Origin of the sequence: Synechococcus sp. O70.2 (assembly GCF_047462135.1) — a bacterium.
Classification (GTDB): Bacteria; Cyanobacteriota; Cyanobacteriia; order Thermostichales; family Thermostichaceae; genus Thermostichus.
On sequence record NZ_JANSIS010000001.1, the window covers coordinates 172792 to 186431 of the forward strand.

At 60.9% G+C, this 13640-nt stretch carries 17 protein-coding genes; 10 read left to right on the forward strand and 7 right to left on the reverse strand.

Annotated features, from left to right (window positions below; all coding sequences use genetic code 11):
• Positions 1-143: 143 nt before the first annotated feature.
• The 6 genes from NW812_RS00770 (at position 144) to NW812_RS00795 (ending at position 5059) form a co-directional block, all read left to right on the forward strand.
• Positions 144-995, forward strand: a complete 852-nt coding sequence (locus NW812_RS00770) for a leishmanolysin-related zinc metalloendopeptidase (protein ID WP_414393180.1) — start codon at positions 144-146, stop codon at positions 993-995.
• An 81-nt stretch (positions 996-1076) separates the two neighbouring features.
• On the forward strand, positions 1077-1358 hold the full coding sequence (locus NW812_RS00775; protein ID WP_414393181.1) for a hypothetical protein: 282 nt from the start codon (positions 1077-1079) through the stop codon (positions 1356-1358).
• 67 nt (positions 1359-1425) lie between these two features.
• Positions 1426-1752, forward strand: coding sequence for a hypothetical protein (locus NW812_RS00780; protein ID WP_414393183.1), 327 nt, complete (start codon positions 1426-1428; stop codon positions 1750-1752).
• Complete coding sequence (locus tag NW812_RS00785) at positions 1752-2645, forward strand: DMT family transporter (RefSeq protein ID WP_414393185.1); 894 nt, start codon at positions 1752-1754, stop codon at positions 2643-2645. The genes NW812_RS00780 and NW812_RS00785 overlap by 1 nt, the downstream gene beginning before the upstream one ends.
• Positions 2646-2649: 4 nt before the next feature.
• Positions 2650-3732 (forward strand): glycosyl transferase, encoded by a 1083-nt coding sequence (locus NW812_RS00790; RefSeq protein ID WP_414393187.1) that lies wholly within the window; start codon positions 2650-2652, stop codon positions 3730-3732.
• Between the two features lie 31 nt (positions 3733-3763).
• A complete protein-coding gene (locus NW812_RS00795; protein WP_414393188.1) occupies positions 3764-5059 on the forward strand; it encodes a class I SAM-dependent methyltransferase in 1296 nt (431 codons plus the stop codon).
• A 373-nt stretch (positions 5060-5432) separates the two neighbouring features.
• On the opposite strand, the gene NW812_RS00800 is transcribed toward NW812_RS00795, so the two are convergent.
• The 3 genes from NW812_RS00800 to NW812_RS00810 form a co-directional block, all read right to left on the reverse strand.
• Positions 5433-6239, reverse strand: a complete 807-nt coding sequence (locus NW812_RS00800; protein WP_414393190.1) for a hypothetical protein — start codon at positions 6237-6239, stop codon at positions 5433-5435.
• Between the two features lie 127 nt (positions 6240-6366).
• A complete protein-coding gene (locus NW812_RS00805; RefSeq protein WP_414393191.1) occupies positions 6367-7074 on the reverse strand; it encodes a low-complexity tail membrane protein in 708 nt (235 codons plus the stop codon).
• Between the two features lie 10 nt (positions 7075-7084).
• Positions 7085-7303 carry an NAD(P)H dehydrogenase subunit NdhS gene (locus NW812_RS00810; protein ID WP_414393193.1) on the reverse strand — a complete coding sequence of 73 codons (219 nt, stop codon included), beginning with the start codon at positions 7301-7303 and terminating at the stop codon, positions 7085-7087.
• A 216-nt stretch (positions 7304-7519) separates the two neighbouring features.
• On the opposite strand from NW812_RS00810, the gene NW812_RS00815 reads away from it, so the two are divergent.
• Positions 7520-7987 carry an FHA domain-containing protein gene (locus NW812_RS00815; protein ID WP_414393781.1) on the forward strand — a complete coding sequence of 156 codons (468 nt, stop codon included), beginning with the start codon at positions 7520-7522 and terminating at the stop codon, positions 7985-7987.
• On the opposite strand, the gene NW812_RS00820 is transcribed toward NW812_RS00815, so the two are convergent.
• Positions 7984-9543, reverse strand: a complete 1560-nt coding sequence (locus tag NW812_RS00820; RefSeq protein ID WP_414393783.1) for a cation:proton antiporter — start codon at positions 9541-9543, stop codon at positions 7984-7986. The genes NW812_RS00815 and NW812_RS00820 overlap by 4 nt on opposite strands.
• A 194-nt stretch (positions 9544-9737) precedes the next feature.
• On the opposite strand from NW812_RS00820, the gene NW812_RS00825 reads away from it, so the two are divergent.
• Positions 9738-10313, forward strand: a complete 576-nt coding sequence (locus NW812_RS00825) for a thylakoid membrane photosystem I accumulation factor (RefSeq protein ID WP_414393195.1) — start codon at positions 9738-9740, stop codon at positions 10311-10313.
• A 35-nt stretch (positions 10314-10348) separates the two neighbouring features.
• Entirely contained in the window at positions 10349-10588 is a 240-nt protein-coding gene (locus tag NW812_RS00830) for a hypothetical protein (protein WP_414393197.1), read from the forward strand.
• 19 nt (positions 10589-10607) lie between these two features.
• Here NW812_RS00830 and mreD read toward each other — a convergent pair whose 3' ends face one another.
• The 3 genes from mreD to NW812_RS00845 are packed head-to-tail and all read right to left on the reverse strand — an operon-like array spanning position 10608 to position 13008.
• Entirely contained in the window at positions 10608-11201 is a 594-nt protein-coding gene (gene mreD / locus NW812_RS00835) for a rod shape-determining protein MreD (RefSeq protein ID WP_414393199.1), read from the reverse strand.
• Entirely contained in the window at positions 11173-11928 is a 756-nt protein-coding gene (gene mreC, locus NW812_RS00840; RefSeq protein WP_414393201.1) for a rod shape-determining protein MreC, read from the reverse strand. Before mreC ends, mreD begins: the two co-directional genes overlap by 29 nt.
• 51 nt (positions 11929-11979) lie before the next feature.
• Positions 11980-13008 (reverse strand): rod shape-determining protein, encoded by a 1029-nt coding sequence (locus tag NW812_RS00845; RefSeq protein ID WP_414393785.1) that lies wholly within the window; start codon positions 13006-13008, stop codon positions 11980-11982.
• A 106-nt stretch (positions 13009-13114) separates the two neighbouring features.
• Between NW812_RS00845 and NW812_RS00850 the strand changes: the two genes are divergently transcribed.
• A complete protein-coding gene (locus tag NW812_RS00850; RefSeq protein ID WP_414393203.1) occupies positions 13115-13546 on the forward strand; it encodes a VOC family protein in 432 nt (143 codons plus the stop codon).
• Positions 13547-13640 lie beyond the last annotated feature (94 nt).

The window sequence follows — 13640 nt, forward strand, 5'->3', positions numbered from 1 at the left end:
TGCGGCAACTTGGGCGCCCAACCTGGAGCCTGCGCCTGCTCGGATTCCTCATGGCTGTGCTGCTACTGCTCCTCAAAGCGTGCGGGGGAAGAGGGGGTTTCTCTTCCCTAGAAGCCCTTCCTCCTCCAACTCTGCCTTCGCCAATGGCTGCTCCTGTTTCCCAGTTCACCATTGACGTTCGTTTCCCCGACAACAGCCTCACTCCCAGCCAACAAGCCATTGTCCGCAGCGCGGCCTTGAGGTGGCAGGAGATCATCATCGAGGATCAGCCGGATCTGCCGCCTACCACCATCCGGGCCGACGAGTGCGATGCGGGGTTTCCCAGCACCCCTCTTGATTTCCCCATCGACGATCTGCTGGTAGAGGTGCGGGCGAGAAACCTGGGCAACGAGCGGATTTTAGGGGGAGCCGCTCCCTGTTTTGTGCGGGCCTCCAATGGCCTGCCTTTCTACTCCGTTGTTGTGTTCAACAGCCAAAACCTCTCGGCTTTGGAAGAGCGGGGGGATCTGCCCATCACCGCCCTGCATGAGCTGGGCCATGCCCTTGGCTTTTTGCCCAGTGTCTGGAATCCCAAGGGGCTGACAGTGGGCTTGGTGGAGCGGGATCAGCCGACGCCGCCGGGCTATGACCCCCGCTTTATCGGCCCGCGGGCAGTTGAGGCTTTCTCCACGCTAGGAGGCAATGCCCCTTCTGTGCCGCTGGAGAACCAATTTGGGGTGGGATCCCGCGATTCCCACTGGCGGGAGAGTGTCTTGGGCCGCGAGCTGATGACCAGCCGTCTCGACCGGGGCGTGCCCAATCCCTTGAGCATCCTCACGGTGGGAGCCATGGCGGATATCGGCTACAAGGTCAATCCGGCAGCAGCCGATAGCTTTGAGCTAGGGCGCAGCCGGGTCATCTTGGAACCGCTGGAACCCTTGGAGCTGCAGGAGCTGGAGCTGGCCCTACCCCTACGGCGCTTTGACGCCACTGGCAGAGAGGTGGGGGATCCCTGAGCCTAAGAATGTTTACCCATAGCCAAGGTGCTTGACCTCAACAATAATGAGTGTTGGGTTGCATAACTTTCGCAATTGGCTATGGGCATTCTCAAAAAGCTGTTCGGTGGTCTTTTTTCCTTCTTTGGCATCCTCTTCGGCGGCCTGGTGGATTTTATTACCGGGCCTTTTCGCCCGGCCTCAACCCAGCCGGCAGCTTCCTCCAAGCCTGCTCCAACGGCTGCGCCTGCTAAGCCTAAGGTGGTGGTCGAGAAGCCGTTTGTGCCCAACGAGATCCCGGCTCCGCGTCCCAACCGTCGCCCCGGCCCAGCTTTGGATCCATTCCGCGCCATGGCCCAAGAGATCCTCTCGGCGCGGGCCTAGGTTGCCCGACTTTGTGAGGAGCAGCCCGTAAGATGGAGGTGGCTCTGGATCCTAGAGACTGCTCCCTATGTCAGAGCAAGAACGGCTGAAACAGCTTGAGCTTGAACTGGAGCAGGCGACTGCGGCTGCTGCTAGGTCGCGGAGCTCGTCCCAGGACAAAGCTGCCCTTTGGGCTTGGGTTGGGACGTGGGGGCGTCCCCTGCTGCCGGTCTTGGTCATCCTGGGCTGTATCCTGCTGGTTGGGCTAGTCTTTCGGGTGTTCGTCACCCTTCTCAGGTGGGCGGTGGTGGCGGGGCTGGGCTACCTGCTCTACGCCTGGGTGGTGGCACCGCGGTTGGGCCTTTCCACCAAAGCGAAGCCGAAGCCGGAGGATCGAGATCTCGACAGCTTCTAATGCGCAGGGATCCCCGCCGAGCCTATGCCTATCTGGCGGCAGCCATCTTGGGTTGGGCCACGGCAGCCAGCGCCTTTAAGTTTGGTTTGCAACACCTTGCGCCGACGGCCTTGCTGATTCTTTCGGCGGGCAGCTCCTGCCTAATCTTGGGGATGGCTCTGGTGGTAACAGGGCGGGCGCATCTTGTTGCCCAACAGAAGGGATCCCAGCTTGCCCTGTCGGCGTTGCAGGGGCTACTTAACCCGTTTGGCTACTACGGGGTGCTCTTCCAGGCTTACGATCGCCTCTCGGCCCAGGCGGCGCTGGCTTTGAACTACACCTGGCCGCTGGTGTTGGCTCTCTTGGCGGTGCCGCTGTTGGGGGAGCGCCTGCGCGGGCGGCTACTGCTGGCCTTGGGAACAAGCCTGCTGGGGGTGGTGCTGGTGGCCACGGGGGGATCCTGGGGCACCTTGCAGGTGGAGGATCCCTGGGGAGTGGTGCTGGCAGTGGGCAGCGCCGCTATTTGGGCTCTCTACTGGCTGCTCAATGTGCGGGATGGACGGGATGCCCTCCTGAAGCTGTTCATGGGATTTCTCTTCGGCAGCGGCTACTGTCTGCTGCTGTTGCCGTTTCAGGAGCTGAGGTGGACAATGGCAGGGCTGGGCTGGGCGGCCTACATCGGCTTGGCGGAGATGGGCTTGACTTTTGTGTTCTGGTTGCGGGCGCTGGAGCTAGCGAACGAGCGGGGATCCCTGGCCAATTGGGTCTATGTAACACCCTTCTTGTCGCTGGGGCTGATTGCGGTGCTGTTGCGGGAGCAGATCGCTCCCGGCTCCGTGCTGGGCCTAGTTCTCATCTTGGCCAGCAACCTCTGGGTCTCCTGGCGGGAAAGACCTCAGCCTGTTCTTTCCTGAGGCTATGGCAGTGAAGCCGGTCCCTCTGTATGTGGCGGCAACGGCCCATGGGTTTGGGCATGTCACTCGCCTGGCGGCGGTGGTAAACGCTTTGCGGCGGCGGGATCCCAATGTCCTGCCCATTTGGGTGACACCAGCCCCCCGCTGGCTCCTGGAGCGCTATGTGGAGGGGCCGTTTCTCCATCGACAGCGGGCCCTGGATGTAGGCGTGGTGCAGCCCGATGGTCTGCAGGCAGATCTGCCGGCTACGTTAGCTGCCCTCAAGACGTTCAAAGCCGGGGCTGAGGCACTGATTCAGGAAGAAGCGGAGTTCATTCGCGCCCAGGGGATACCCTTGGTGTTGGCGGACGTGCCGCCGCTGGCTGCAGCAATTGCCCAGGCCGCCAGGATCCCCTGCTGGATGGCGAGCAACTTCGGCTGGGACTTTATCTATCAAGAGTATGGCCCCCAGTTCCAGCCTTTTGTGGTCTGGATCCGCGAGCTGTACGGGCGGTGCCAGCGGCTGTTTCGCCTGCCCTTTGCCGAGCCCATGGGCGCCTTTCCCTACCAAGAGGCAGTGGGGCTGACGGGGTCGGATCCGCGCTACTTGGCAGAGGAGGTGGCCCAGCGCCTGGGGCTAGAGCGAGAGCGACCCACGGTTTTGTTGACCTTTGGCGGGCTGGGGCTGCAGGGCTTGCCCTACGGGCGGCTGGAGGATTTTCCCGACTGGCAGTTTCTCACCTTTGACCAGCAGGCTCCTGCCTTGCCCAACCTGCGAGTCCTAGACGGTCAAGTGTGGCGGCCAGTGGATGTGATGCCCCTCTGCCGCTGGGTGGTGTCCAAGCCGGGCTATGGCACCTTGGCAGAGGCACTGCGCTGTGGCACGCCCATGGCCTGTGTCAACCGCTTTGGGTTTGCCGAGTCGCCCCTATTGGTGGAGGGATTGCGGCGCTACGGCTGGCATCGCATCCTCTCTGCCGAGGAGTTTTTCGAGGGATCCTGGGACTTCTTGCGGGATCCCCCTCACCCTCCCCAGGCGCCGGAGGAGCTGGATCGCGGGGGCAATGAGGCCATTGCCGGCGCTATTGCGGCCTTCCTGGGGCAGTAGCATAAGAAGCAGCTTCCTAGGAGCGGATCCCATGGCTGGCAGCACGACTGAGTCTTTGCGGCAACTCTACGAGGAACTGCCCTATCCCAACGTGCCCCTCGAGACGTCAGGCCGCAACGCCATCGACAGCCTGTACCGCCTGAGCTGGACGACGGCCCAATACGCCCGTACCCGCGCCATCCTGCCCAGCGAGGGGATCACCATCCTCAATGTCGGCTGTGGCTCTGGCTGGGAGACCTTGCTCTTGGCGGAGGCCAATCCAGGGGCGCGGCTGGTGGCCTGTGATCTGGCGCCAGAGTCAGTGCGAGCAGCCGAGCGGCGCCTGCGCTACCACGGGTTCGGGGAGGTGGAGCTCTACGCCCTAGACTTGTTGGAGGTCGAACGGCTCGGGTTGCAGTTTGACTTTATCAGCCTTAACGATGTGCTCTATTTGCTGGACGACCCGGTGGCTGGGCTAAAGGCCCTCAAGCGAGTGCTCAAGCCAAACGGGATCCTGCGGGCCAACCTGCACCACGCCTACCAGCGGGAGGTGATCTTCCGCATGCAGGAGGCGTTCCAGCTGCTGGGCCTGTTTGAGCTGCCCACCCCCGAAGCTTGCCGGCGGGTGCGGGAGTTTATGGCCAGCCTGGCCTCCGACGAGCTGCGGGCTGCCCTGCACTGGGATCCCAAGATCTACAGCGACGACGGCAACATCCGGGCCAACTACCTCTTGCCTGGGGACAAGGGATTTCTGATCCCAGACCTGATGCGCATGCTCCAAGAGGCAGAGCTGGGCTTGGTTTGCCTCGTGGACTACGCCGACTGGGATCCGGCGCTGCTGTTTAAAGACAAAGCCCTGCCGGCTTGGCTAGAGGCGAAGCTGGACAGGCTCTCTCCCGCCGAGCAAAACCACCTCTACGAGCTGATCTGCCCCAACCACTGCCTCATCGACTTTTGGGCGGAGCACCCTGGCTCTTCCCTGGTCTTGCCCTGGAGTGATGAAGACTGGCTGAGAGGCAGGGTACAGCTCAACCCCATCTTGGCGGACAACGCTGAATTTCGCCACAACTTCGCCCAGGCCCACGAAAAAAAGCAGGAGTTTGCTATGAATTGGCCAGGGGCTAGCCGTGGGCGCCTAACCATTCCCGGGGCCCAGATGGCCTGGCTGGGATCCCTGTTGCAGGGGCCAACAGCGGTGGCCAGCCTCATCGAGCAAGCAGCCCAAGCCAATCAAATCGACCTGGAAGCGTCTCAGGAGCAGGTGCTCACCTACCTGGCAGGGCTGGAGTCGTTTCTGTTTGTGATGTTGGATCCCACCCCTTCCCAAGAGAAGAGGGTTCTCCTCTAGTCCTTGATTCACCGGACAATTGGCCATTTTGTGGCACAACTAACCTTCTGCCTTGACGTAGATGGGCTGAGCTAGTAGGCTAGCCGGTAATCTTCTTGAGTAGGCGTTTTGCCTAGGCTAAAGTTGGCTCCGTCTTTAGCCTGTGTGCCTTATGTGGGCAAGGAGCAACTACCTGCAGCTCGCGGGGAAGTCACGCCTGTGGAGATCCCTCTGGCAGGGTGGTAGGGGTGCCACTAGCCATGGGTCGCTGAAGCAGGAAGAAAGCCTCAACCCCAAGCGAAAGTCTGATTTTGCCCGGGGTTGTATAAGTCTTTCAGAGCGGATTTCAGAGCGGAACGCTAGACCCCGCTGCAAAACGGCAACTGCCGGCAGGCTAGGCCCAGGGATCGTCGTCGAAGGGGCTCTCCTGCCAATAGCCACCTGGCTGGGTTGGAGGAGACTGCTGAGGTGGGGGCGGTGGGTAGCCAATTGGAGGGGAAGGCGGCGGTGTGGGGATGGGAGTTGGCTTTTCCATATCCTCAAGCCGCGGCAGGTTAGCGGGTTTGGGCTCGACCCCGAGGCTTTTCAGCTTGGCCTGGGCCTCTTGGATCTGGGCGTTTAGCTCTTCCAAGTAGGCGCGGTAGTGGTTGACGGCCTCCAGGTATTGCTGAGCTTTGCGCTCGTTGTCTTTGATCACCGCTTCCAGCTCTTTGTTGCGGACGGTGTAGTCGGCCTCCTGGTTGGTAAGGTTTTCAATGGCCTGGTTGAGCACAGCTCGACGGCGCTCCAGTTGGGCAACAATTTCCGAGAGCTGTCGTTCCCGTTCGCTGAGGCTGCGCTCGCGGTTTTGGGTTTGCTCCAGTTGAAAGGCAACTTGGCTAAGTTGTTCGCGCAGGTGCATCACCTGGGGCTCGATCTCGTTGCGCTCCTGCTGCAACTCAAAGACCCGCGCCTCCAAGTTCTCTTTTTCCTGCTGCAGCACTTCTCGCTCGTTCAAGAGGCGGGTATAGAGCTGGTTGAGGAAGTCCACTTCCATCACCACCTGGCTGAGCTGGGTGGCATATTCCCCCACCAAGGCCAACTCCCGGGCCAGGTTTTGGGTTTCGCTGGTGGCTTGGTCAGTGAAAAAGGGAGGAAGCTGGGTGGTTTCTCGGAGGCGTTGGGCAAATTGCCTGAAGCGGAAGGAAAAGTTGCTCGCCATGGCCGGTGCAATAGCCTCGAAGTCGGGAGAATGCCGATGGTCTGGATTCCATCCAATCTAACATCGAGCTGCAGCCTCTTCGGGGCAGAAACCTGCCCTCAAAACTCGGCTAAAGAAAAGCTGGGCTTTAGGGTGTGGCTGTCTTGGCCGAGGAAGCTGGCCCTGGGGATTTGGGCTCCAGACCAGTTTCCACCCCTGCCTTATGGTTGGTTGGGATCCTGGCCAAACGGCGCAGCAGCCGCTGTAGCAAAAGGTTATGGCGAGTGCCAAAGCTGGAAAAGCGGCTTTCAATCTCTTCAGCAGGGATGGGGTCGATCTGGGCCAGCTCCAGATCGCTCAAGAAAAGAACCCGCGCCACAGCAAGAGGGATCTGCAAAAACACATTGGCTCCCCAAAAGCCAAGGGCAGCAATGACTAGACCCGCTAGCCGACTGCCATCGCCGGGAGTAAGGGGGGCAAAGAGAGGTGCCAAGTCGTAAAGACGCTCGAGAACCTCTAGCAGTAGGAACGCCGCCAACACCGTCAAGATCCTGTGTTCCGGGCTCACAAAAGCAGCCAGGATGCGGCGCTGGTCAGGGGAGAGCTCCTCAGGAGGGAAAGCGACCACCCACAGGCTGAAGACATTGAAGGGCTTGCGCCACTGCATGGCTAAAACCGGCCCAATACCTGCCACCGCCACTGCGGCCTGCTCCACGCCCACCGGCAGGAGGGGATCCCCCGTGGCCAACCCGATGACAGTTAGCCCTATCCACAGGGGGAAAAGGAGGATCCCCGCAGCGTGGATCCAGAGGAAAGGTTCCTGCCAGTGGCTGCGCATGGGAAGTCCCCGGGACACCCAAGCAAAGCTAGCGGCGGGACTTGTCCACCACTTCCAATTCTGTGAGGCGGAAGGTTACCAATTTATCCCAGTTGCCGCCTTCAAAAAGGACGGCAGCGTGGTCGTCGGTAACCCGCTGCACCTGGCCCTCAAAGAGGTAGTAGGTATCGTTGGGGTTGATGACCCGCACGGCAACGCCAGGGTAAATCGGAGGAAGCTCCTGGAGAAGGGAGGAAGGTGCAGTCATGACCGGTGTTTACGATTCCTCGCGGGCAAAAAGCCCTACCCTATTATAGGGGGGCATAGGGAAGACCCTCTTTGGCCCCTCCGTTCCTGGCCAAGCCAACCCCAAGCCATGCCTGCCGACCCAGTTTCCCAAACTTGGCACGTTTTGGTGATCGACGACGAGCAGGGAAGGCGAGCCTTGGCCCTCAGTGCCGCCACCTGAGATCCCAGCAACGCCATTGTCATTCATTCGGCGGCTGTTTCTCGTCAACACGCCCTGCTCTTGCGGCTACCGCAAAAGGACGGGCAGTACACCTACCGCTTGCTGGATGGGAATATCGAGGGCAAGCGCAGCACGAACGGCCTCTCGGTCAACGGGCAGAGATGTTTGAGCTGGGATCTCAAAGACGGGGATCAAATTCTGTTGGGAGAGCAGGTGCGGCTGCAATACTACGTTTGCCGCTCTTCTGAGGCCGACTTGCAGCAGTACCTCCAGGAGGTAAGCTTCCGCAGCCTCAAGACCCCAGTCCTGGATCGGCGGGCAACCACGCTGCAGCGGTTCGAGCCGTCCCCAGTCCAAGTAGCACCGCCGGCGCAGGCAGCGGCCAAGGTTGCAGAAGGGGAGCCGAGCTGGCGCAACCCTATCCGGCTGCTGGTGCAGACCATCTGGCGGCGCCTATGGGCGGAGCGGCAACCGTTCCATTAACTCTCAGGAATACCCAGCCGTTCCGAGGCTGGAGGGACAGGCTCTAGGGTGCCCTCAGCCCCTTGGCGATCTTGCTCTGTAACCTCGGCTTGGAGTTCTAGGAGAGAGGAAGGGGCCTCTGGAGCTGCCGTGGTGGCTGCTGTTGCTTCTCCACCCCCCAGCACTCCCCGCAGCCAGAGGGGGGCAACGAAGGTGGTGGCAATCACCATGACAATGATGCTGACGTCGAGGGCGTCGGAAAGAACACCGCTGGCCGATCCCACGCCGGCAAACACCAGGCCCACCTCACCGCGGGGAATCATGCCCACGCCGACAGCGTAACGGCTGAGGCCCGGCTTGCCAAACGCCCCCAGGCCAGCGGCCAGCTTGCCGAAAATGGCAACACTAACCAAGAAGGCGGCAATGATCAACCCTTCCCGGTTGGCAGGGAGGGTGGGGTTAAGGACGGCGAGGTTGGTTTTGGCCCCAACACAGACGAAGAAGATGGGCACCAGCAGGTCGGCAACGGGCTTGATCTGTTCTCCTAGCTCTTGGCGCTTGTCCGTTTCCCCCAAAATCAAGCCAGCGGCAAAGGCGCCCAGAATCGCCTCCAGGTGGATGGCCTGCCCCACGTAGGCCAACAGGAAAGCCAACACCAGAGCCGGCAGAAGGGGGTTGCCGCGGGTCTTCAGGTGGCTGAGGAGAGCCACAAAGTAGGGGCTGAGGAGTCGCCCCAAGACAATAGAGCCGACCAGAAAGACGACAGCGCTGACAAGGATGAGGCCCACATCGGCGACATCAACCTCGCCGGTTTTGGCCAAGCTCGCCACCACGGCCAAGATGATAATGCCCAACACGTCGTCCAGCACGGCGGCGCCAAGGATCACCTGGCCTTCGGGGGAGGTGAGCTTTTGCAGCTCGGCCAAGACGCGGGCGGTGATGCCAATGCTGGTTGCCGTCAGAGCTGCCCCCGCAAAGATGGCGGGGATGACGGGCACATGAAAAAGGTAGAGCAGGCCCAGTGTTCCCGCCGCGAAGGGGACAGCAACCCCAATAACGGCTACAGCCGCCGCCTGCGGGCCAACCCGCAACAGTTCCCCCAGATCGGACTCGAGGCCAATTTCAAAGAGGAGGATAATGACCCCGATTTCCGAGAGGACCTCGATGATCTCAGCCTGGGAGGCAAACACCGGCACCAGGGATCCCTCGTCAAGGCCAGCGGTGGCCTGTAAAAGTTGCATAAGAGCCGAGGCATGGGCCAAAGCAGGCAACGTCTCAGCAGAAGGCGGCCCCTCGGGAAAAACCAGCAGCCCCAGGGCAGAACTGCCCACCAGGACACCCCCCACTAGCTCTCCTAGGACAGGAGGAAAGCCGAAGCGGACGGCTATTTCCCCGGCAATGCGGCTGACCAAGTAGATAACCACCAGTGCCAGCAGCACCGCCACCAAGATCACAGGAGCGAGGTTGTCTCCCCCTGGCGGCTCAACGGAAGCAGCGGCTTCGACAGCTAGCAACACCGGATCCAAGACCCTCCCATGGACAGCTTTCCATCTAGGCTGGCCTCCGCAGAGCAGCATCTCTAGAGTCGCTCTGCCAGGAGACTGTTCCAAAGGCTAACCTCCTGCGTAGCCTGCTGGCAATGCCTAGGGGGCACGAATAGCGCCGGCTACCTGACGATGGGCGGAGGCCATCATCCACCGCTCCCAAGCTGGATCCCAGCCCAGGGGAACAAGGCGGCGCCGTGCAAGTGGCACAATGAGGAAGTCCCCTCTTGCCGGGTTTTCCGACAGGCCCTCTCTTGAATATGCGGCAGCTCCGTCTTCTCCTGCTGGTTGCCTGTTTCCTGTTAACGGGTTGGCTGTCTCCGCCTGCCCATGCTCTTCTCAACGACGACCGCTACGACGGCAACATCTTTGCCCTCTACGGCTCCAATGGGGGCATGGTTCCGCCGCGCGTCTCCCTAAAGCAGGCGAAGGAACAAGGGATCCCGGCCCTTCTTGTCTACTACATCGACGACAGCAGCGATTGCAAACGGTACGCGGCAACTCTCTCCAGCTTGCAGGTTCGCTATGGCCGGGCAGTCTATTTCATTCCTTACTCAGTGGATTCTCTTTTGCCAGGCGATGAGCGCGGCCAGTACTATAGCGGCCGAGTTCCCCAAACCCTTCTTTTTGACTCCCAGGGCAAGCTTGTCTACCACTCCATCGGCAACCGCCCCATCACGGAAGTGGAGAACGCCATTCGGGCTCTTTTCCAGCTGGATCCCCTTCCCCCGGGGGTGATCCAAGCCAAGCCCTTCAACGAAATTCAGACCGGATTTTTCACTCCAGCCAAGACCCAGCCGTGACAGCTCCTCCCGATTCCCCGGATCCGCTTGAGGCTTTGCAAGCAAGGCTTGAGATCTTACAGGCACGGCTAGCCGACCTGCGCCAGCTGGAGCGCCTGTCGCAGCTTTCCCCCGACCAATGGGCTGAGCTCCAGACGGAAGTCAGCCAGCTAGAAGAACGGCTGCAAGCCTATCTGCTGGAAGTGTTTCTCCCTGCAACCTTTTGGCAGGTGGTGCGCTTTGGCGGCCTGGGCCTGCTCCTTGGCATTGCCCTGCAGCGCTGGGTGCTGGGCTAGCTTGCTCTTCCCTCCGCAGCTACTGCAGATCCCGCTCTTGGGAGTGCCAGCAACGGCTAAGAGGCCAGTACAGAGCCGGTGCCCACAAACTACTTAAAATGGCCGAGGTAAGGACATTGCGTTGATGGTTCCACCAGATGCTCTCTAGGGAGCGGGGGCCGGCGCTGCCAAGGCTTCCTAGCGGGGAACTTGCCATGCCTGCCGGGGCAAAGGCCGTCAGCCACATCCATTGCAACGCCATCAGCGTTTCGGCAATCACCACCATGCCAAAGACAATCAAAGCTATGGAGATAAAGTCCTCGTGCACATAGCGCTGTTTCTGCAACCTGGCTGCGAGGATCCCGACCACGGCTAACCCCAGAGCATGGGTAGGATAGGGGTTGGTGAGGGCGTCCTGCAGAAACCCCAGGGTGATCCCGGCAACAGCCCCCTGCCAAGCTTTTCGCCGCACACTCCAGCACACCACCCAAATCAAAGGCCAATCGGGGGTCAAGCCCGCCAGCTCCAAGCCCGGCCCCCGCCACCACGGAGCCACCGCTGCTAACAGCCCTGACAGGACGGTAACCAGCCAGTTGAGGTGAGGTTTAAGAGGGGGAAGCCGCAGGTTGAGCATAGGGGTAGACCAAGGCCCATTCTAGAAACCCTAGCGGCGCCGACAGTTCAACAGTGGCCTGGGGAGCAGGGCTAGCATCTAAGTTAATTGCCCGAACTGTTCCCACGACAATCCCGGCGGGGTAGAGGCTGCTCAGCCCCGAGGTGACCACCACATCGCCCACCTCTACCTGAGGATTTTTATCAAAAAAGTCCAGAATAGCTTCCTGGCTGCCAGTGCCCCGCAAGATACCCATCTGCCGGCTGCGGCTTAGCGTCACCCCCACTCGACTGGTGGGATCGCTAATGAGCAGCACGCGACTGCTGTTGGGGGTTACTGCCTCAACCCGACCAATCAATCCTCCCGGCGCCACCACCACATCCCCTACCTTGATCCCTTGCCGGCTGCCGCGGTCAAGGGTAAGCTGCTGCCACCAGTGATCGGCACTGCGGCCCACTACGGCTGCCGGGATCTTCACCTGGGGCCCTTGCTCGGCAAGCTGCAGCAGCCGCCTTAGCTCGCGGTTTTGGTGCTGCAACTCGGCTACTAGGGCCTGTAGCTCACGGGTAGCGGCCTGCCGGAGCACCTCCTCGGGATTCACGACTGGACGGAGTGGGGCCGTGAGCCGAGTGTACGCCTCTACCAGCAGGGATCCCTTCGTTTGGCGCAGGCTTAGGGCGGCCCCTAGGGCCAAAGTAGCTAGGAGCAGCCCCCCAACCTTGCGCCTCCATTGGCGTAGCCGACTCAAGCACTACTCCTCTTAACCACTCCCACCCAAAATGGAGAGCTGCAAACCCTGCTAGGCCTTGAAGCTGGCACTCAACACCCGACCCAGGGTTTTGAAATCCTCCAAAACTTTCCCCGTGCCGAGCACCACGCAACTGAGGGGATCGGGGGCAATGTGAACCATGATCCCAGTTTCATGGCTAATCAGAGCGTCCAGGCCCTTGAGCAGGGCTCCGCCTCCTGCCAACATGATGCCACGGTCAATGATGTCAGCAGCAAGCTCCGGCGGCGTGCGCTCCAGGGTACGCTTGATGGCCTCCACAATCACTGAGAGAGGCTCGGCCATGCTCTCGCGGATCTCGGTGCTTTTGACCGTCACGGTACGAGGCAGGCCCGAGAGGAGGTGCAGCCCCCGCACTTCCATGCTCAGCTCTTCCTGAGTGGGGTAGGCAGAGCCAATTTGAATTTTGATCTCTTCGGCGGTGCGCTCCCCAATGGTAAGATTGTGGGCTTTTTTCATGTACTGGATGATGGCTTCGCTCAGCTCATCTCCTGCCACCCGCACCGATTCGCTCAGCACGATCCCTTGCAGGCTGAGGACAGCCACCTCAGTAGTGCCGCCGCCAATGTCGACAATCATGTTCCCTACGGGCTCCTGCACCGGTAGGCCAGCCCCAATTGCCGCTGCTACCGGCTCATCCACCAGGTACACTTCCCGCGACCCCGCCTGCAGGGCTGCCTCCATCACCGCCCGCCGCTCCACACCGGTCACCCCACTGGGGATGCCAATGACAATGCGCGGCGCAATCAGGTAATGACCTCCGTGTACCCGCTGGATGAAGTGCTTGAGCATCATCTCTGCCGTGTCAAAGTCGGCAATCACGCCATCCCGCAGAGGGCGCACGGCAACAATGTTGCTGGGGGTACGGCCCAGCATCTTTTTGGCCTCTTCCCCTACCGCCAGAAGTTGCTTGGTGTTTTGGTCGATGGCCACTACAGAAGGCTCTTGCAGGACAATGCCGCGCCCGGCCACGTAGACCAGCGTGTTGGCCGTGCCCAAGTCAATGCCCATGTCACGGGAAAAGCGGCTAAATAGCCCCAGCACGGTAGGTTGCTCCAGTTTTTTGTAAAGAGGCAGCAAGTCTTGCTACCTACTATAGTTCAACCTTGGGAGAGAGTGGAAAAGCAAAAGGGGGGCTAGGGTTGCCATGGAGATTGCCGCGGCTTTGTTCAGCTTGGCCACCCCCAACTTACCTCGCTTGCTGCGCTTTTACCAAGCCCTTCTGGGGATCCCGCCCCAGGTTCGGGTTCCTCCCCAGGGCGAGCCGGTGTATGGGGAGTTTCGGCTGCCGGGACTGCGACTGGGCCTCTACCACAGCCGTGAGCCAGAGTTGGCAGTCCCAGGAAGGGCAGCCAGCCTCTGCCTGCAGGTGCGGGATCTAGCTGGATACTTGGGATCCCTAGCGGCGGTGTTAGCCGAGTACCAAATCTCCCCTTCCCCTCTGCGCCAGGCCTTTCACGGCCAAGAGGTGGAGCTGTGGGATCCCGATGGCAATCGCATCGTCCTGCACCAGCCTTCGGCCCCTTTCTGGGAGGCAATGGCCCTAGGCCCGATCCCTCAAGAAGAGTCCTGGAGCTAACTGCACCTGGAACTGCCGCACTGCCAGGGGCAGGGTTTGAGGTGCAAAAAATAGCCCCCTCTTACAGAGGAGAGGGGAGCGATGAGAAGCTGGG

Excerpts from the sequence above, each read along its gene's own strand:
- NW812_RS00820 (WP_414393783.1), bottom strand. The coding sequence starts at position 9,543 with ATGCTGCTCTGCGGAGGCCAGCCTAGATGGAAAGCTGTCCATGGGAGG.
- NW812_RS00770 (WP_414393180.1), top strand. The coding sequence starts at position 144 with ATGGCTGCTCCTGTTTCCCAGTTCACCATTGACGTTCGTTTCCCCGAC.
- NW812_RS00775 (WP_414393181.1), top strand. The coding sequence starts at position 1,077 with ATGGGCATTCTCAAAAAGCTGTTCGGTGGTCTTTTTTCCTTCTTTGGC.
- NW812_RS00850 (WP_414393203.1), top strand. The coding sequence starts at position 13,115 with ATGGAGATTGCCGCGGCTTTGTTCAGCTTGGCCACCCCCAACTTACCT.
- NW812_RS00785 (WP_414393185.1), top strand. The coding sequence starts at position 1,752 with ATGCGCAGGGATCCCCGCCGAGCCTATGCCTATCTGGCGGCAGCCATC.
- mreD (WP_414393199.1), bottom strand. The coding sequence starts at position 11,201 with ATGCTCAACCTGCGGCTTCCCCCTCTTAAACCTCACCTCAACTGGCTG.
- NW812_RS00790 (WP_414393187.1), top strand. The coding sequence starts at position 2,650 with ATGGCAGTGAAGCCGGTCCCTCTGTATGTGGCGGCAACGGCCCATGGG.
- NW812_RS00780 (WP_414393183.1), top strand. The coding sequence starts at position 1,426 with ATGTCAGAGCAAGAACGGCTGAAACAGCTTGAGCTTGAACTGGAGCAG.
- NW812_RS00810 (WP_414393193.1), bottom strand. The coding sequence starts at position 7,303 with ATGACTGCACCTTCCTCCCTTCTCCAGGAGCTTCCTCCGATTTACCCT.
- NW812_RS00795 (WP_414393188.1), top strand. The coding sequence starts at position 3,764 with ATGGCTGGCAGCACGACTGAGTCTTTGCGGCAACTCTACGAGGAACTG.
- NW812_RS00800 (WP_414393190.1), bottom strand. The coding sequence starts at position 6,239 with ATGGCGAGCAACTTTTCCTTCCGCTTCAGGCAATTTGCCCAACGCCTC.